Source organism: Ruegeria sp. BG10 (assembly GCF_056538575.1).
In genome coordinates, this window is sequence record NZ_JBQFTI010000001.1 from 1,116,686 (window position 1) to 1,133,549 (window position 16,864).

17 protein-coding genes are annotated in these 16,864 nt (G+C 59.4%); 10 read left to right on the plus strand and 7 right to left on the minus strand.

Going from position 1 to position 16,864, the window contains the following annotated elements; genetic code table 11:
• Nucleotides 1-69: 69 nt before the first annotated feature.
• The 3 genes from ACR0D8_RS05455 to ACR0D8_RS05465 are packed head-to-tail and all read left to right on the plus strand — an operon-like array spanning nt 70 to nt 1,561.
• On the plus strand, nt 70-816 hold the full coding sequence (locus ACR0D8_RS05455) for a hypothetical protein (protein ID WP_480645102.1): 747 nt from the start codon (nt 70-72) through the stop codon (nt 814-816).
• The gene (locus tag ACR0D8_RS05460) at nt 816-1,211 is read left to right on the plus strand and encodes a cell division protein ZapA (RefSeq protein ID WP_475160444.1); all 396 of its coding nucleotides are present in this window, start codon (nt 816-818) and stop codon (nt 1,209-1,211) included. Before ACR0D8_RS05455 ends, ACR0D8_RS05460 begins: the two co-directional genes overlap by 1 nt.
• Nucleotides 1,208-1,561, plus strand: a complete 354-nt coding sequence (locus ACR0D8_RS05465) for an MliC family protein (protein WP_480645104.1) — start codon at nt 1,208-1,210, stop codon at nt 1,559-1,561. The genes ACR0D8_RS05460 and ACR0D8_RS05465 overlap by 4 nt, the downstream gene beginning before the upstream one ends.
• Here ACR0D8_RS05465 and grxD read toward each other — a convergent pair whose 3' ends face one another.
• From grxD to ACR0D8_RS05500, 7 genes are all read right to left on the minus strand, one after another.
• On the minus strand, nt 1,562-1,924 hold the full coding sequence (gene grxD / locus ACR0D8_RS05470; protein WP_480645105.1) for a Grx4 family monothiol glutaredoxin: 363 nt from the start codon (nt 1,922-1,924) through the stop codon (nt 1,562-1,564).
• Nucleotides 1,878-2,201 carry a hypothetical protein gene (locus ACR0D8_RS05475; RefSeq protein ID WP_480645107.1) on the minus strand — a complete coding sequence of 108 codons (324 nt, stop codon included), beginning with the start codon at nt 2,199-2,201 and terminating at the stop codon, nt 1,878-1,880. The genes grxD and ACR0D8_RS05475 overlap by 47 nt, the downstream gene beginning before the upstream one ends.
• Complete coding sequence (locus ACR0D8_RS05480; RefSeq protein ID WP_480645108.1) at nt 2,198-2,440, minus strand: hypothetical protein; 243 nt, start codon at nt 2,438-2,440, stop codon at nt 2,198-2,200. Before ACR0D8_RS05480 ends, ACR0D8_RS05475 begins: the two co-directional genes overlap by 4 nt.
• Entirely contained in the window at nt 2,437-2,673 is a 237-nt protein-coding gene (locus ACR0D8_RS05485) for a BolA/IbaG family iron-sulfur metabolism protein (RefSeq protein ID WP_155147029.1), read from the minus strand. Before ACR0D8_RS05485 ends, ACR0D8_RS05480 begins: the two co-directional genes overlap by 4 nt.
• Nucleotides 2,674-2,808: 135 nt before the next feature.
• Entirely contained in the window at nt 2,809-4,968 is a 2,160-nt protein-coding gene (purL, locus tag ACR0D8_RS05490) for a phosphoribosylformylglycinamidine synthase subunit PurL (protein WP_480645110.1), read from the minus strand.
• 154 nt (nt 4,969-5,122) lie between these two features.
• Nucleotides 5,123-7,372, minus strand: a complete 2,250-nt coding sequence (locus tag ACR0D8_RS05495; protein ID WP_480645112.1) for a mechanosensitive ion channel family protein — start codon at nt 7,370-7,372, stop codon at nt 5,123-5,125.
• A gap of 279 nt (nt 7,373-7,651) precedes the next feature.
• Nucleotides 7,652-8,557 (minus strand): LysR family transcriptional regulator, encoded by a 906-nt coding sequence (locus ACR0D8_RS05500; RefSeq protein ID WP_480645114.1) that lies wholly within the window; start codon nt 8,555-8,557, stop codon nt 7,652-7,654.
• Between the two features lie 169 nt (nt 8,558-8,726).
• On the opposite strand from ACR0D8_RS05500, the gene ACR0D8_RS05505 reads away from it, so the two are divergent.
• The 7 genes from ACR0D8_RS05505 (at nt 8,727) to ACR0D8_RS05535 (ending at nt 16,807) form a co-directional block, all read left to right on the plus strand.
• Complete coding sequence (locus tag ACR0D8_RS05505) at nt 8,727-12,146, plus strand: indolepyruvate ferredoxin oxidoreductase family protein (RefSeq protein ID WP_480645116.1); 3,420 nt, start codon at nt 8,727-8,729, stop codon at nt 12,144-12,146.
• Nucleotides 12,147-12,225: 79 nt separating this feature from the next.
• The gene (locus ACR0D8_RS05510; protein WP_480645118.1) at nt 12,226-13,104 is read left to right on the plus strand and encodes a lysophospholipid acyltransferase family protein; all 879 of its coding nucleotides are present in this window, start codon (nt 12,226-12,228) and stop codon (nt 13,102-13,104) included.
• A gap of 8 nt (nt 13,105-13,112) precedes the next feature.
• Complete coding sequence (murI, locus tag ACR0D8_RS05515) at nt 13,113-13,922, plus strand: glutamate racemase (protein WP_475160467.1); 810 nt, start codon at nt 13,113-13,115, stop codon at nt 13,920-13,922.
• Between the two features lie 94 nt (nt 13,923-14,016).
• A complete protein-coding gene (gene argC / locus ACR0D8_RS05520) occupies nt 14,017-15,045 on the plus strand; it encodes an N-acetyl-gamma-glutamyl-phosphate reductase (protein ID WP_480645120.1) in 1,029 nt (342 codons plus the stop codon).
• 7 nt (nt 15,046-15,052) lie between these two features.
• Nucleotides 15,053-15,499 carry a cytochrome c maturation protein CcmE gene (gene ccmE, locus ACR0D8_RS05525; RefSeq protein ID WP_475160471.1) on the plus strand — a complete coding sequence of 149 codons (447 nt, stop codon included), beginning with the start codon at nt 15,053-15,055 and terminating at the stop codon, nt 15,497-15,499.
• A 127-nt stretch (nt 15,500-15,626) separates the two neighbouring features.
• On the plus strand, nt 15,627-16,238 hold the full coding sequence (locus ACR0D8_RS05530; protein ID WP_480645121.1) for a holin-associated N-acetylmuramidase: 612 nt from the start codon (nt 15,627-15,629) through the stop codon (nt 16,236-16,238).
• Nucleotides 16,229-16,807: a holin family protein gene (locus tag ACR0D8_RS05535; RefSeq protein WP_480645123.1), complete on the plus strand. Its 579-nt coding sequence runs from the start codon at nt 16,229-16,231 to the stop codon at nt 16,805-16,807. The genes ACR0D8_RS05530 and ACR0D8_RS05535 overlap by 10 nt, the downstream gene beginning before the upstream one ends.
• The last annotated feature ends 57 nt before the right edge of the window (nt 16,808-16,864 follow it).

Below are 16,864 nucleotides of genomic sequence, written 5' to 3' on the forward strand. Positions count from 1 at the left end.
AAGAAGCGGACTACGTTGATTCGGACAAACCCGCGAAAGAAGGAACCTTGGATAAGAGGTGGCAGGGGCATGAGCCAGATCGAAGAATTACAACGCCGTATCGTGGCCGCGATGGAGCGGATCGGAACCGGCGTTGAGGCCCTGCGGGACGTAGCGCCCGCAAGCGGCAGTGAAGATGTTACTCTGCGGGCGGCCCTGGATGATGAACGCGTCGCCAATGCGCAGCTGGAAGAACGTCTGAAATCCCTGAAAGAACGTCACGCTCAGGAAGTCGACGCGATGCGCGCCGATATGGAAAGCCTGCGCGCCGCACCGGCGGAAGACCCGGAAAACAGCGCCCTGCGCGAACAACTGGCTGAGGCGACGGCCCGGCTGGCCGCGGTTGAGGCGGCGCGCGCCGAATTGGCCGATGCCAAGGCCGCGCTTGAAAATCAGGACGAGCTTGAGGCGCTCAAGGCCGAGAATGCGCGCCTGCACTCTGAACTGGCCGACAGCGAGCGCGTGGCCGAACTGAATGCCGAGCTTGAGATGCTGCGCGCCGAGCGCAGCAGCCATGGTGCCGCGATGTCGCGTCTGGATGACGATCTTCAGCGGATGCGCAAGGCGAACGAACAACTGCGCAAGTCCGTGGATGAACTGCGCGCCGCCGCTGAAGATGGCATGCCCGATGCCGAGCTGCTCAACCGTGCAACGGTCGCCGAGCTGGAAGCCACGCGTGCGGCTCAGGCGACCGACGCGGCCGAGGCGCATGCAGTTCTGGCCCGGCTGGAGCCGTTGTTGTCCCAGGCGAAACTGGCTGAGGGAGAGGTGGAGTAATGCCCGAAGTGACCATTCAAATCGGTGGGCGCGGCTTTGAAGTCTCGTGCCAGGAAGGCGAAGAGGCGTTTCTGCAATCCGCAGCGAAATTGCTGGATGATGAGGCGCAGGTTTTGTCTGATCAGATCGGCAGGATGCCGGAATCGCGGATGTTGCTGATGGCCGGGCTGATGCTGGCGGACAAGGCCGCGGGGACCGACGACAAGATCAAATCGCTCGAGTCGAAACTGGCCTCGGTTGAAGCCGAGTTGCAGAACCTGCGAAACATGCCGCGACCCGAACCCGAACGGGTCGAGGTGGCTGTCGTTCCGCCCTCGGTCACGGATACACTGGCAGAACTGGCCGCACGGGCCGAGGCGCTGGCATCGGTCATCGAAGAAAGGTCCGGCGGATGAAACCGCTGAAAACTTTCGCCTTTTCCCTGGCGATGACTTTTTACGGATCGGTTACGTGGGCCGACATCGACATTTTGCCGGTCACATTCACTTGTGAAAACGGCGTTCCGCTTCAGGTCGCCTATTTCAACGCGCCGGACGGGTCCAGCGCAGCGGCGATGATGGTCGACAATCAGCTTGTCACTCTGCGTCAGGCGGAAAGCGGGTCCGGAATACGTTATGAATCCGAGGGTGGGGCAGGGACTTACATCCTGCGATCCAAAGGGTGGGACGCAAACGTCAGTTATCTGGCGGCAGGTGCGGATGCCGCCAGTGAGCAGGTCGTCTTGCAGAATTGCGTCAGCCGCTGATCAGGCGTTGGCTTCGCGGATCTTGTCTGCGGCGTCCTTGTTGTAGCCGACACCGTTCTCGTCAAACAATGTGTCCAGCTCGCCCGACAGGGTCATCTCGGTGATAATGTCACAGCCGCCGACAAACTCGCCTTTGACAAAAAGCTGGGGAACGGTCGGCCAGTCGGAATAGTCCTTGATGCCCTGGCGCACGTTTTCGTCGGCCAGAACGTTCACGTCGGTGTAGTCCACACCCATGTAGTTCAGGACACCGGCCACGCGGGACGAGAACCCGCACTGCGGCATCTCTTTGGTGCCCTTCATGTACAACACAACGTCATTGGCTTTGACGGTTTCGTCGATCTGGGTCTTTACGTCGGTCATCTTGCTTGTCCTTTTCCCCCGCATTCAGGGCAGTCGTTTCGTTCTCTGACGGGTTCGGGCCCCATCCTTCTTTCTCCAGCCGCCGATGCTCGGCCTGTGCCATGGCCAGCGGATCCAGCCCGTATCTTTCAATGCCGCCGACCTTGCTGATCTTGTCCGGGTCAGGACGCATGTCGGCTAGGTTACGTTTTCTGTTTCGCTTCACATAGGCTTCGATTGCTGCGGCGACAACTATCAATGCAGCGATTGCGCATATCCAGAAGAGCCAGCCGTTCATTTTTTCGGAGCCATGGCTTTGGCAAATTCCTGAGGATCTCTGGCGACCCGGGATACAGTTACATGACCGCCACCGCCACCCAACACTGTTCCATGATCTATCAGTTGGTCACCCTGACCAGGGTCCACGCCCCGAATTTTGTCAGAACGCACACCTTTTATTGTTGATCTGAAAATAACGACACTGCCGACTGCGGCGATCAGTCCACAAATGCCATATATCCAGAAAGTAATGCTCATTCAGGCACTTTCGTCGTCAACGCCAGCGCGTGCAATTCTCCGTCCGGGCCGTCCATCTTGCCTTTCAGCGCTGCGTAGACCGCGCGCTGTTGCTGGACGCGGTTCTTGCCGCGAAAGCTTTCGTCCACGACCATGGCGGACATATGCACGCCGTCATGCCCGCCGACCTGAATTTCCGCATCCGGAAAGGCTTCGCGCAGCAGGTGTTCGATTTCGTGGGCGCTCATCGGCATGTAGGTTTCTCCTGAAGGTCTTTCCCAAGATGTAGAGCGCCCGGACGGGGCGCGCAAGGGTGTGATAGGGGGCTAAAAACGACAAATCCTGCGCCTGAACGGACGCAGGTTTCGGGAACTTGAACCGCTTGCAGATCAGGCCACGGCTTCGGCAAAACTGTTGCGGAAAGTGACCGAAAGCTCGTCCAGAGAGGCTTCGGAACTTCCGATGCGAACACAGTCGCCAGTGAACCGGCCAACCGACACCAGCGGCACGCCCGCCTGACCGGCGGCGATCATCAGTGCTTCGGCCTGATCGAAATTGCAGGCAACCAGATAGCGGGCCTGATCCTCTCCGAACAGGAAGCCGGTTGATGCGTCATCAAGGCAGATGCCCACACCCGCAGCCTCGGCTAGTTCGAATGCGGCCAGGGCAAGCCCGCCGTCGCCCAGATCGGTGCAGGCCTTGATCATGTCACGGTTGGCGCGAATGAAGTCGCCGTTGCGCTTTTCCGCGTCCAGGTCGACATGCGGCGCGTCACCGTCTTCGCGGTTGAACACTTCGGCCAGCAAAGCGGATTGGCCAAGATGGCCGTTGGTTTCGCCGATGACCAGCGCGACATGGCCTTCGCGCACTTCGTTGCCGATGATGTCGTCGGTATGGGCCAGAAGGCCGACCGCACCAATGGTCGGCGTGGGCAGGATCGCCTGACCGTCGGTTTCGTTATAAAGGGAAACGTTGCCCGAAACGATGGGCATATCCAACGCCGCCACGGCCTGACCGATACCCTGAATGGCGCCGACGAACTGGCCCATGATCTCGGGCTTTTCGGGGTTGCCGAAGTTCAGGTTGTCGGTGGTGGCCAGCGGCTTGGCACCAACGGCGGTCAGATTGCGGTAGGCTTCGGCCACTGCCTGTTTGCCACCCTCGACCGGGTTGGCACGGACATAGCGCGGGGTCACGTCGCTGGTGAAGGCCAGCGCTTTGTCAGTGCCGTGCACGCGGATCATGCCAGCACCCAGACCCGGCGTGCGGGCGGTGTCGGCCATGACCATGGTGTCATACTGCTCGTAAACCCATTGCTTGCCGGCATAGTTGGGCGAAGCCAGCAGGGCGCGCAGCCCGTCGATCGGGTCGATCTGAGGGACTTCGGCCAGCTCTTCGGCTTCGGGCGTGGCAACCCAAGGGCGGTCATATTCCGGAGCGGTCGAGGACAGTTTGGACAGAACCAGATCGGCTTTGACCTCACCGTTGTGAACGATCAGGAAGCGGTCCTCGGCAATGGTTTCACCGACGATGGCGAAATCCAGATCCCATTTTTCGAACACGGCGCGGGCCTCGGCCTCAAGCTCGGGCTTCAGCACCATCAGCATGCGTTCTTGGGACTCAGACAGCATCATCTCATAGGCGGTCATGTTCTCTTCGCGCTGGGGCACGTTTTCCAGATCCAGACGCACGCCCAGACCGCCTTTGTCGCCCATCTCAACGGCGGAACACGTCAGGCCCGCCGCACCCATATCCTGGATCGAGATCACAGCGCCGGTTTGCATCAGCTCCAGCGTTGCCTCCATCAGGCGTTTTTCGGTGAAGGGATCGCCGACCTGCACGGTGGGGCGCTTTTCTTCGATGGTGTCGTCGAATTCGGCCGAGGCCATGGTTGCACCGCCAACGCCATCACGGCCGGTTTTTGCGCCCAGATAGACAACGGGCATGCCGACGCCCGACGCGGCCGAATAGAAAATCTTGTTGCTGTCGGCCAGACCCGCGGCAAACGCGTTCACAAGGCAGTTGCCGTTATAGGCGGGATGGAACCGCACCTCGCCGCCCACGCAAGGTACGCCAAAGCAGTTGCCGTATCCGCCGATGCCTTCGACCACGCCGTTGACCAATTGCCGGGTCTTGTGGTGGCCGGGCTCGCCAAAGCTGAGCGCATTCATTGACGCGATGGGACGCGCGCCCATGGTGAACACGTCGCGCAGAATGCCGCCCACACCGGTCGCAGCACCCTGATAGGGTTCGATATACGAGGGGTGGTTGTGGCTTTCCATTTTAAAGACAACCGCCTGACCGTCGCCGATATCTACAACACCGGCGTTTTCACCGGGGCCGCATATGACCTGCGGGCCGGACGTTGGCAAAGTCCGCAGCCATTTCTTCGAAGACTTATAGGAGCAATGCTCGTTCCACATCGCGGAAAAAATGCCAAGCTCGGTAAATGTCGGCTCGCGTCCGATGATCTCAAGGATCATGTCGTATTCGTCAGGTTTGAGCCCGTGGGCAGCAATCAGATCCGGGGTGATGGCGGGCTCTTGCATCGTTTGTCCTGTGTCCAAATTGGCCGAGATTTCGGGCCTTTTAGGGCAAGGGGGCGTCCGTGGGAAGGGTCAAGTGAGCGCAGGGCGGGTCAGGCAAAGAAAAACGGGCCCGGCAGCGAAGCAGAGCCCGTCTTTTTCTTGTAACAGACCGGCGTCAGGCTGGGGCCTGACCCTTGTTTACCGCGTCTGCGGCGGCCGCACCTACGGCGGTTTTTTGTTCGTCGGTCAGGTTATCGCTCTCATCCAGACCGGGGATCGCAACGCGCACTTCGCGGCGGGCGAAGTCGATGCCGTTTTCCTTGAACGCCGCCTTCACCCGGTTGAAGATTTCCTTGCGCAGTGTGAACTGCTTGCCCGGTTTCGCCATGAACTTGCCCCGGATGATCATGCCGACATCGTCGAAATCGAACACACCCTGAGATTTAAAGGGCTGCAAGAAGCCGTCTTTGTGGGTTTCGTCCTCCATCATCTCGGCCCCGATCTTCTTGAAGATCTTCTTCACCTTGTTGGGGTCGGTGTCGAAGGGCACAGTGAATTTCAGCTTCATGATCACCCAGTCGCGGCTGTAGTTGGTCAGTTTCTGGATCTCACCGTATGGAATGGTGTGAACCGGCCCGCGATGGTGGCGCAATTGCATGGAGCGGATCGAGATTTTCTCGACCGTCCCGGTGGTGCCGCCGACATCCACATATTCGCCGACGCGGAAGGCGTCGTCGATCAGGAAGAAGATCCCCCCGACGATATCCGAGACCAGTTTTTGCGCGCCAAAGCCGATGGCCAGACCCAGGATACCGGCACCGGCCAGAAGTGGCGTGATATCCAGACCAAGCGCCCCCAAGGCCAGCAGGACAAAGATCACCGCAATCGCCACCTGAGCGGTTACGCGAAGCAGGGGCAGGACCGTGGCCAGGCGCGACCCGCCGGACCCGCCGCCTTCGCCGGCCTCTTCGTCGGGACTTTGTTCCGCCGCGGTTTGCTCCTTGGCCAATCGGCGGTTGATCCAAAGCGAAACGAGTTCGTTCAGGATATAGCCGACGGCGATGATGATGAAGAACTGAATGATCCGGCTGCCGGACTCCTCGGCTCCGCCCGCGATTTCCCGAAGGTCGAGGTTCCAGGCATTGGCAACCATCAGGATAACCAGAATGCCCGCGAGAACGCGGCCGATGCGGATATAGCTGCGCTTGGTGGACTTGTAAGCCTGTAGGGCCACCGGACCCTCACCCAGCATTGGCGGCTGCAAATGCCGCACAAGACCACGTATCAGCGTGTCGAGCGCCGGCGCGATCAACAGCCAGAACATGGTAGTGAAATGCGCACCCCGACCCAGCATGGCGAGGATCGCGGGATCACGTTTCGCGACCAGGAATTCGACCAGCAACCAGATAACCGCCGACACGCCGATTGCGAAATAGGGGTAATAATGGGCAACTTCTTCGTCGAATTTGGTGCGGTCCGGGTCCGTGCCAAGCATCATCTGCGACAGCCCTTCGCGCGCTTTCCACGCGATTACGCCGATATAGATGTGGATCGCCGCGTTAAGCCAGAAGCCCACGCGCGTTTCACCTCCGGTAATCCCGTTCAGCCTGTTGAAGTGCAAAAGGAATAACGTGAACCCGATCAGGATCAGCAGGCCGATCAAATTGCGGTGCAGGTATTTCGCCCAGTGATCGTCGATATTGACGAGGCGGAAATGGGGTTTGCTGGGGGCGAGAATAAAGCGTGAGGCCGCCGCACCCAGACGCGGAACCCAGATCAAATAGAACACAAACGGCGCGGCATAGGTGATCTGCTCGGGCGTCAGCAATCCGCGCCCGACAGCGCGGATTACGACGTAGAACACGACCAGCCCGGCGATCTCGTGGCAAAACCGCCGGAACAGATAACTGACTGCGCTCCAGAGGTCACTGTCATCCATCTGTTCGTTCTTGTTGTGCCATTTACGGGTCAACAGGCCGAACAGTTTTTCCGCTACGAAACCGGCCGCCAGAACACTCAGGATCAGGCCCATAAGAACAAAGACACCAGTAGGGCCAAAGGTCCCCTGAAAGTTCTGAAATGCGTGGGCCTGTGCGCTGAAGATATTGGGAACAGTGACCAGAACATGGGTCCAGGATGCCACCATTTCGGCCCAGATTTCGTTGATCTCTGTGATTGGGTCTTCGCGTTCCTCTGCCTCGGCCGCGCGTTGCTCGGCCACCGCATCCAGCCGCTCGAGCAAAATGGCGCGGACCTGATCATCCGACATGCGCGCTACCAGATCGTCCACCTGTTCCGGCGTCAGATCATCCGGAATGCTGACCGTGGTGGATGGCTGCGTGGCGTCGCTTTGCTGGGCGATCAACGGGGTTGAAAGCCACAAGACGGAAATAATCGCCAAAAGAAGACGAATTGGGTGAAACATCGAATCTGTCCTCGAACACAAGTCTTCGTGATTTTTTTGTGATCATAGGTCTAAGTACCCGACTTTCCCAAATGTTTTCCCTCAACCACCGCGAATGTCGGCGTTCGGAGCAAAAAAAAGGCCGAGCACTAAGCTCGGCCGTAGTCCAACAGGGAGGTATGAAGATGATGAGCGTTTCAGCATCACCGCCTTCGAGTGCTCATTTAGGGATCAGTTTGTTAACGATCAAGATGTTTCAGACTGATCTATGGTCATGTCCGCTATGCCTGCGGCGCATAGCTAGAGTTTTCCCTGTTGCTTCAACTGTTTACGTTGTGCGATGATCTCATCCTGAACAAAGTCGCGGAAGGCCGCGACGCGCTTGGAATGGCGCAGTTCCTCGGGGTAGGCGAGGTATACAGGCACGTCAGCGGTTTCAACATCTGACAGGATGGGCAGCAGGTGCGGGAAGTCCTGCGTCACGTAATCCGGAAGCACGCCGATCCCAAGATTGTGCAGCACGCCCTGAAGCACGCCAAAATAATTGTTCACCGTCAGCAAGGATCCGGGGTTATACGTCATCAGATGCCGCACCATCGCAGCGCTGGCGCCCACTTGCGGGGCGGACGGCGTTTGGCAAATCAGCCTGTGATCCGAAATATCTTCCAGCGATTTCGGCTCACCGTTATCCGCCAGGTATTCCTGCGTCGCGTAAAGCTGCATCTGGACCGTCATCAGACGCTTGCGCACCAGATCGGCCTGGCTTGGTTCTTTCATGCGGATGGCGACGTCGGCCTCGCGCATGGGCAGATCTAGCACCCGTTCCTCCAGCATCAGGTCAATGTTGAGGTCGGGATACTGTTCATAAAGCTTGGGCAGGCGGGGCGCCAGCCAAAGAGTGCCAAAACCAAAGGTCGTGGTGACACGCAGAACGCCGAACACCTCTTCTTCGCTGTCACGAATGCGCGCGGCGGCTGCGTCCAGACGTTTGGACATGGCCGAGGTCGCGTCGAACAGCAACTCGCCCTGTTCGGTCAGGATCAACCCGCGCGCATGGCGGTGAAACAGGGTCGAATCAAGCGACTCTTCCAGCGCGCGAATTTGTCTGCTGACCGCGGATTGCGACAGGTTCAGCTTGTCCCCCGCATGGGTCAGGCTGCCTGCGTCCGCCACTGCGTGAAATATCCTAAGCTTGTCCCAATCCATCGTCGCAACTTTCGTTATTCTTCGGAACGCCTATATGAAATAGGTGACAACTTCCACATTCAAACCGCAAAATCCTTGGGATTCAGAGGATAAACACTATGCAGGTCAGAATATATGACCTAAAATGCGAACTAATGAAGCACACTGATCTGACGAGGGGAGGCGTCTGATGAGTCAGCCACAAATATCGCTCAACGACCGGTTCGATCTGGAAAAGAACCCCGTTCTTCTGAACGGGACACAAGCGCTGGTGCGCTTGATGCTGATGCAAAAAGCGCGCGACAAAGCAGCAGGGCTGAACACCGCCGGTCTGGTTACGGGTTATCGCGGCTCACCGCTTGGGGCGGTCGACCAGCAGATGATGCGCGCCGAAAAGCAACTTACCGAAAGCGATGTCACATTTCAGTTCGGGCTGAACGAGGATCTGGCGGCAACCGCGCTGTGGGGCAGCCAGCAGGCAGGGCTGCGCGGCGATGGGCGCTTTGACGGTGTTTTCGGCCTTTGGTACGGCAAGGGGCCGGGCGTGGACCGGTCGGGCGACGTGATGCGGCACGCAAATATGGCGGGTACAGCACAGCATGGCGGCGTGCTGATGGCGATGGGCGACGACCATACCGGCGAAAGCTCGACCGTGCTGCATCAGTCCGAATGGTCGCTGGTCGATATGTATATGCCGATCGTCAGCCCCGCCGGCGTGCAGGAAATTCTGGACTATGGCATCTATGGCTTTGCGCTCAGCCGCTTTGCCGGCGTCTGGGTCGGGTTGAAGACGATGAAGGACACGATCGAGGTCACGTCGGTCGTCGATGGCAGCCCGGATCGGATGCGTGTTGCGGTGCCGTCGTTCGACATGCCCGAAGGGGGGCTGAACATCCGTTTGGGCGACACCCCGCATCTGCAGGAATCGCGCATTATCGACTTTAAACGCTTTGCGGCGGAAACCTTCTCACACGCCAACAAGATGGACAAACGGGTCTGGGGCAAGCCGGGTGCCAAAATCGGACTGGTTGCCGCCGGAAAGAACTGGCTGGATCTGGCGCATGCCATGTCGTTGCTGAATATTGACGAGGCCGAAGCCGAACGTCTGGGTATCACGACGTACAAGGTCGGGCAGACCTTCCCGCTGGATATGGCGGGCTTCCACGACTGGGCCGAAGGGCTGGATCTGATCGTCATCGTCGAGGAAAAGCGCAAGCTGATCGAAGTTCAGGTGAAAGAAGCCATCTTTGACGACCGGCGCGGGCGTCGCGTGTATGGCTGGTACAAGGGCGGAGCGGGGACGCTGCACCGCGAAGAGCTGTTCCCGACGCGCGGCGCGCTTGATCCGATCATGATCGCCGAAAAGCTGGGTGAAATCCTGATCGAAGAGGGGCGCGAAACAGACGGCGTGCGGGCCGGTCTTGCAAGCCTGTCCGAGGCGCGCCGGGCTGACAACGCGGAAGAGATTGCGACGCGTCTGCCCTATTTCTGCTCGGGCTGCCCGCATAACAGTTCGACCAGATTGCCGGAAGGCAGCCGCGCTTATGCGGGCATCGGGTGCCATTACATGGTGCAGTGGATGGATCGCAACACATCCGGGTTCACCCAGATGGGCGGCGAAGGGGCGAACTGGATCGGGGAAGAGCCGTTTTCAACCACCAAGCACGTGTTTCAGAATCTGGGCGACGGCACCTACAACCACTCGGGCGTTCAGGCGATCCGGGCGGCATTGTCCGCGGGTACGAACATCACCTTCAAGATTTTGTTCAACGATGCGGTCGCGATGACCGGCGGGCAAGGCAACGAGGGCGACCTGACCGCAGAACGGATCGTGCAAGAGGTCAAGGCCATGGGCGTCGGGGAGGTCGCCGTGGTGTATGACGAAAAAGAAGACGTGAACTTCAGGGCGCTGCCGGCCGGTGTCGAAACCTTTGAGCGTGCCGATCTGATGCATGTGCAGGAAAGGTACCGTGAGATCGAAGGCGTTTCGGTCATCGTCTATATTCAGACCTGCGCTGCGGAAAAACGGCGTCGCCGCAAGCGCGGCGCTTTTCCCGACCCGGATAAGCGGGTCTTTATCAACACAGATATTTGTGAAGGCTGCGGCGATTGCGGCGTGCAATCCAACTGCGTTTCGATTGTGCCGAAAGATACGGAACTTGGCCGCAAGCGCGCCATCGACCAGTCCAGCTGCAACAAGGACTTTTCCTGCCTGAACGGTTTCTGCCCTTCGTTCGTGACTTTGGAAGGGGCCAGGATTCGCAAGGAAGCCACGACCGAGATTGACCTGCCTGATTTGCCGATGCCGGAGCTTCCGCGGATCAGGGGAACGCATAACGTGGTGATCACCGGCATCGGTGGCACAGGAGTCGTGACACTAGGTGCGGTGCTGGCACAGGCGGCTCAGATTGACGGCAAGGGTGCCGGCATGATGGAGATGGCGGGCCTGGCCCAAAAAGGCGGAGCTGTGCATATCCACTGTCGTCTGGCCAATCGCCCCGAAGACATCAGCGCCATTCGGGTTGCAACCGGCGAGGCTCATGCCCTGATCGGCGGTGATCTGGTCGTCTCGGCCGGGGCCAAGACACTGGGGCTGACGCGCAGCGGTCAGACCGGGGCGGTCGTCAACAACCATGAAACGGTCACCGGAGATTTCACCCGCGATACCGAGTTTCAAATTCCGGGCGACCGTCTGGAACTGGCGCTGCAGGCGCGCCTGAAAGAGGACGTGTCCCTGTTCGACGCGACCGAACTGGCGCGCGCGGTCATGGGCGATTCGATCTATTCCAACATGATGGTCTTTGGCGCCGCCTGGCAGCGCGGGTTGCTGCCGGTCAGCCACGGCGCAGTTATGCAGGCGATCGAATTGAACGGCACCGCCGTCGAGCGCAACAAGCGCGCTTTCGATATCGGTCGGTGGGCGGTTCTGCATCCTGCGGAGGTCACAGAAATTCTGACCCCTACAGTCGCCGAACTGCCCAGAACGCTGGAGCAGATCGTGGATTACCGCGCAACGCATCTGTCCGAATATCAGGGCAACCGACTGGCAAAACGTTATCGCAAGCTGGTGGATAGTTTCGAGGATGAGACCATCCGCGCGACCGTCGCCAAAGGTTATCACAAGTTGCTGTCCTACAAGGACGAGTACGAGGTTGCACGGCTTCTGCTCAGCAGCCGCGAAAAAGCCGCGGCTGAGTTCGATGGCGATTTCCGGATGACGTTCCACCTTGCACCGCCGATCCTTGGGGGCACGGGCACGGATGGGCGGCCCCGGAAACGGGCCTATGGCGAATGGATGCTGGGGCCGCTGAAGGTTCTGGCCAGGCTGAAAGCTCTGCGCGGCACGCCGCTGGACATCTTTGGCTATACCGCCGAACGGCGCATGGAGCGTGCTTTGATCCGGCAGTATGAGCGCGACATGAAAGAGGTAGCACCTCTTGTGTCCGCGCAAACCCGGGACGCGGTGGTGGCACTTGCGCGCCTGCCGCTGGACATCCGCGGCTTTGGACCGGTGTTGATGGAAAACGAGGCCAAGGCCGCCAAGCGCCGTGAAGAACTTTTGGCAACAATTCGTGACGGGGGACCGGAAATGCAGGCCGCTGCCGAATAAAACGTCACAGCCCTGTCACGATATCTAGGCAAAATTGTTGCTTACACCTATTTTGCAGGCAGCAAACTTGGAGACTCGAATGCCTTCGCGCCATCATGTCGCTCGTGACATATCCTACGCCTATTCCGCCGAGACCAAAGGCGGGCGGATGGTGATCAAGCTGATGGAGAACACGACCGGGCGCATGCGCCTGATCAAGCGCGCGGACGGTTATGAGAAAGAGGTCGCGAACGGCCGCGATTTCTGGTCGGTCATGGTGGAACGCTATGGCCTGTCGCTGGATATCGTTGGCGGGTCTTTGTCGAACATCCCAAAGTCGGGTCCCCTGATCCTGATCGCCAACCATCCCTATGGCATTCTGGACGGGTTGATGATGGGCCATATCCTGTCCGAGGCACGCGGCGATTTCCGCATTCTGGCGCATCGCGTCTTTCGCAAGGCCGAAGACCTCAACCGCATCATTCTGCCGATTTCCTTCGACGAAACGAAGGAGGCAATGAAGCAGAACCTTGAGACGCGGAAAACCGCCCTGAACTATCTGGGTGATGGCGGGGCAATCGGGATTTTTCCGGGCGGCACGGTCAGCACCGGGCTGAGGCCGTTCTCGCACCCCATGGATCCGGGCTGGCGCGGGTTCACGGCCAGAATGGTGGCCAAGTCCAATGCGACCGTGGTTCCGGTTTTCTTTGACGGCCACACCTCGCGCCTGTTCCAGATCGCCAGCCACCTGCATTACACGTTGCGCATGGGTCTGCTGATCAAAGAATTCAAGAAGCGCGTCGACAGCCCTGTCCGCGTCGTTGTTGGCGACCCCATCGGGCGTGATGTTCTGGACCCGTTGGCGAAGGACACGCGCAAGATGATGGATTTCTTGCGCAAAGCCACGTATGAGCTGTCTCCGACGCCGTTGAAGTCTTATGACTACGGCTATGAATTCGAGGAACGGCATCGCGCCTAAAGGGGCACATGGCAGTAGGCATTTTTGATTCTGGTTTGGGCGGTCTGACCGTTCTGGACGCCGCGCAGAAACGTCTGCCGGACGTTGATTTCCTGTATTTCGCGGACAGCGCGCACGCGCCATACGGCGTGCGCGATGCCGAAAACATCTATGACCTGACCCGCAGCGCCGTGACGGACCTGTGGCAGCGGGGCTGCGATCTGGTGATTCTGGCCTGCAATACCGCCAGCGCGGCCGCGCTGCGCCGGATGCAGGAAGAAGGTGTGCCCGAAGGCAAACGTGTTCTGGGTGTATTCGTGCCGCTGATCGAGGCGCTGACCGAACGGCAATGGGGCGACAACAGCCCGCCGCGCGAAGTTGCGGTCAAACATGTGGCCCTGTTCGCCACGCCGGCGACTGTGTCCAGCCGGGCTTTTCAGCGCGAGCTGGCCTTCCGTGCGATCGGTGTGGATGTCGAAGCGCAGGCCTGCGGTGGTGTCGTCGACGCGATTGAAGACGGTGACATGATTCTGGCCGAGGCACTGGTGCGCAGTCATGTGGACGCGCTGAAACGCAAGATGCCAGAGCCGCAGGCGGCCATTCTGGGCTGCACCCATTACCCGCTGATGGCCGAAACCTTCCAAAAGGCGCTTGGACCGGATGTTCAGGTGTTCAGCCAGGGCGATCTGGTCGCCGAAAGCCTTGCGGACTATCTTCAGCGCCACCCGAACATGCAGGGCGCGGCGCAAGGCGGCTTTCTGACGACCGGCAAGCCCGGGTTTGTCAGCGACCGGGCGACTCAGTTCCTCCGACGACAAATCTCGTTCGAGGCGGCCTGACTTCGGTCAAGGACGGCACCATCTGCTATCTCTTATTCGATGACCGTCGCATCGGCGGTCGTGACATGTGACACAATGGATCAAGAGGTCTGACATGACCCACAAAATCGCAATTCTGGGCGCATCCGGCTATACCGGCGCCGAATTGGTGCGGCTGATCGCCGAGCACCCGAATATGGACATCGTCGCGCTTGCCGCCGAACGGAAGGCGGGGATGTCGATGGAGCAGGTGTTTCCGCATCTGCGCCATATGGACCTGCCGGACCTGTGCAAAATCTCCGAGATTGACTTTTCGCAGATCGACCTGTGCTTTTGCGCTTTGCCGCACAAAACCAGCCAGGAGGTCATTCGCGACCTGCCGAATGATCTGAAAATCATTGACCTGTCGGCGGATTTCCGGCTGCGGGACGCGGATGAATATGAAAAGTGGTACGGCAATCCGCACAGCGCCTTGGAGCAGCAGGCAGAGGCCGTTTACGGCCTGACCGAGTTTTACCGCGACGACATCCGCCATGCGCGACTGGTGGCCGGAACCGGGTGTAATGCGGCGACGGGTCAGTATGTGCTGCGCCCGCTGATTGCGGCTGGCGTGATCGATCTGGACGACATTGTGCTGGACCTGAAATGTGCCGTGTCGGGCGCGGGCCGGTCGCTGAAGGAAAATTTGCTGCACGCCGAACTCAGCGAGGGGTACAACGCCTATGCCGTAGGCGGGACGCACCGGCACCTTGGCGAATTCGATCAGGAGTTCTCGGCGCTGGCCGGTCGGACCGTTCATGTGCAGTTTACACCGCACCTGATCCCCGCGAACCGGGGAATTCTGGCGACGACCTACGTCAAAGGCGATCCGCAAAGCGTGTATGAGACGCTTGCCAAAGCCTATGAAAATGAACCCTTTATCCGGATGCTGCCGTTTGGGGAAACCCCGTCGACCCATCATGTGCGGGGTTCGAACTTCTGCCATATCGGGGTTGTCGGCGACCGGATCGAGCGCCGCGCAATCGTGGTGGGCGCATTGGATAACCTGACAAAAGGTAGCAGCGGGCAAGCCTTGCAGAACGCCAACCTGATGTTAGGTGAAACCGAAACCGCAGGGCTGATGATGGCCCCGCTGTTCCCGTGAGGATGAAATGAAAACGCTCAAGAAACGCCGTCGTGTACAAGTCATTCTGCTGGCTGTCGTGGCCCTGGTGTTGGCGACGGGGTTGATCGGTTACGCCATGCGAGACGGCATCAACTTTTTCCGCTCGCCCAGCCAGGTGATCGCGGAACCGCCTCAGCCCAGCGAAGTGTTCCGGATTGGCGGTCTGGTTGAAGAAGGTTCCATCGTCCGCGGGCAGGGCGAAACCGTGCGTTTTGTGGTGACAGACGGCGGGGAAAGCGTACCCGTGGCCTTCAAGGGCGTTCTGCCGGACCTGTTTGCGGAAAATCAGGGGATGGTGGGCACGGGAACCTACGTGAACGGCGTGTTTGAAGCCACTGAAATACTTGCGAAACACGATGAAACTTATATGCCGAAAGAAGTCGTGGACGCCTTGAAAGAACAGGGTGTCTATAAGGAACCCGGCGAAAGCTGACCCAGTCCTTTTTCCTCACCATTTTTAACAGGGCGTTGCGCAAAGTGCCCGCGCGGCGCCCTGTTTCGTTTGTTCGTGTTAACTGAACTGCCCGAGCCTTTTGTGCAACCAATCGCGGGGGCAGACGATGCAGACGGTTCGACAGATAGCAGCTGAAATCGTGGCGAGAGAAGGCGGGTTTGTGGACGATCCCGACGACCCGGGCGGGGCGACAAAATACGGTGTGACCATCCACACGATGCGCCGTCTGGGATTGGATCTGTCCGGCGATGGTGTCGTCGACCGCACCGATGTGAAAATGCTGAGCAAATCGCAGGCCACCGACATCTTTGTACGCCACTACTTCGAACTGCCGCGACTGGACTTGCTGCCCCGGTCGGTGCAGGCGACTGTGTTCGACATGTACGTCAACGCAGGTGTTCAGGCCATCAGGATTCTGCAGCGCCTGCTGCGGGACATGGGCTTTGCCATTGCGGTGGATGGCATTGTCGGCCCGGAAACTGCGCGGGTCTGCCATGACGCGGCCAGACCCGAGCCAACGGCGCTTAGGGATGCCTATGGGGTGGCGCGGCGAAACTACTACTTTCGGCTGGCCGACCTCAGACCCGCTTCGCGCAAATATGCGCGGACGCGAGCCGGCGGCAAAGGAGGTTGGATCCGCCGCGCGGAAGAATTCGTCTCGCCCGCATATCATCTCAGCGACAGTGAATTCAAACAAAGGGTATCCGAATGGGGCTGATCTCGGGCGTGTTGGCATTTCTGTTTGGCGGCGGCCGCAACGTCGTGCGCGAAACCGTCGAAGTATTTCGGGAAAATTCCGAGGAAGAAGCCAGACGGGGGCTGGCGTTGCAGCAGCAGGCGATGGCTCAGTTCGGGGCTGAATATCAGGTGCCGAAAAAGGGTGTCTTCGACCGCTTTATGGACGGGCTGAATCGCCTGCCACGTCCAGCGATGGCACTGGGAACGCTGGGCCTGTTCGTGGCGGCAATGGTCGATCCGCTGTGGTTTGCCGCGCGGATGCAGGGCGTTGCAGTGGTGCCCGAGCCTTTGTGGTGGTTGCTGGGTGTCATTGTGTCGTTCTATTTCGGAGCGCGCCACCAGACCAAGGTGCAGGATCTGCAGCGCGAGATTTCGGCGACGATGCAGCGTACGCCTCAGGTCCTGGCCAATCTGGAAAGGCTGGATTCAATGCGCGCTGATAGTGTCGGCGCGGCCGATGCCGGCGGCAACGCTGAACTGGTGCAGCGTGCGACGCATCCGGATAGCAACCTGGCCCTTGAAGACTGGCTGCGCAGACGCCACGCCTGAACCGCGACACTATGCTCGTCTCAGCAGGGCGAAAGTGATTGGTGCTTGCCCGGTATC

What these genes read in the sequence shown, in the direction of transcription:
- ccmE (WP_475160471.1), top strand. Translation starts at nt 15,053, where the DNA reads ATGAAAACGCTCAAGAAACGCCGTCGTGTACAAGTCATTCTGCTGGCT.
- ACR0D8_RS05535 (WP_480645123.1), top strand. Translation starts at nt 16,229, where the DNA reads ATGGGGCTGATCTCGGGCGTGTTGGCATTTCTGTTTGGCGGCGGCCGC.
- purL (WP_480645110.1), bottom strand. Translation starts at nt 4,968, where the DNA reads ATGCAAGAGCCCGCCATCACCCCGGATCTGATTGCTGCCCACGGGCTC.
- ACR0D8_RS05495 (WP_480645112.1), bottom strand. Translation starts at nt 7,372, where the DNA reads ATGTTTCACCCAATTCGTCTTCTTTTGGCGATTATTTCCGTCTTGTGG.
- ACR0D8_RS05465 (WP_480645104.1), top strand. Translation starts at nt 1,208, where the DNA reads ATGAAACCGCTGAAAACTTTCGCCTTTTCCCTGGCGATGACTTTTTAC.
- ACR0D8_RS05480 (WP_480645108.1), bottom strand. Translation starts at nt 2,440, where the DNA reads ATGAGCATTACTTTCTGGATATATGGCATTTGTGGACTGATCGCCGCA.
- ACR0D8_RS05485 (WP_155147029.1), bottom strand. Translation starts at nt 2,673, where the DNA reads ATGCCGATGAGCGCCCACGAAATCGAACACCTGCTGCGCGAAGCCTTT.
- ACR0D8_RS05455 (WP_480645102.1), top strand. Translation starts at nt 70, where the DNA reads ATGAGCCAGATCGAAGAATTACAACGCCGTATCGTGGCCGCGATGGAG.
- grxD (WP_480645105.1), bottom strand. Translation starts at nt 1,924, where the DNA reads ATGACCGACGTAAAGACCCAGATCGACGAAACCGTCAAAGCCAATGAC.
- murI (WP_475160467.1), top strand. Translation starts at nt 13,113, where the DNA reads ATGGCAGTAGGCATTTTTGATTCTGGTTTGGGCGGTCTGACCGTTCTG.
- ACR0D8_RS05460 (WP_475160444.1), top strand. Translation starts at nt 816, where the DNA reads ATGCCCGAAGTGACCATTCAAATCGGTGGGCGCGGCTTTGAAGTCTCG.
- ACR0D8_RS05510 (WP_480645118.1), top strand. Translation starts at nt 12,226, where the DNA reads ATGCCTTCGCGCCATCATGTCGCTCGTGACATATCCTACGCCTATTCC.
- ACR0D8_RS05500 (WP_480645114.1), bottom strand. Translation starts at nt 8,557, where the DNA reads ATGGATTGGGACAAGCTTAGGATATTTCACGCAGTGGCGGACGCAGGC.
- ACR0D8_RS05475 (WP_480645107.1), bottom strand. Translation starts at nt 2,201, where the DNA reads ATGAACGGCTGGCTCTTCTGGATATGCGCAATCGCTGCATTGATAGTT.
- ACR0D8_RS05505 (WP_480645116.1), top strand. Translation starts at nt 8,727, where the DNA reads ATGAGTCAGCCACAAATATCGCTCAACGACCGGTTCGATCTGGAAAAG.
- ACR0D8_RS05530 (WP_480645121.1), top strand. Translation starts at nt 15,627, where the DNA reads ATGCAGACGGTTCGACAGATAGCAGCTGAAATCGTGGCGAGAGAAGGC.
- argC (WP_480645120.1), top strand. Translation starts at nt 14,017, where the DNA reads ATGACCCACAAAATCGCAATTCTGGGCGCATCCGGCTATACCGGCGCC.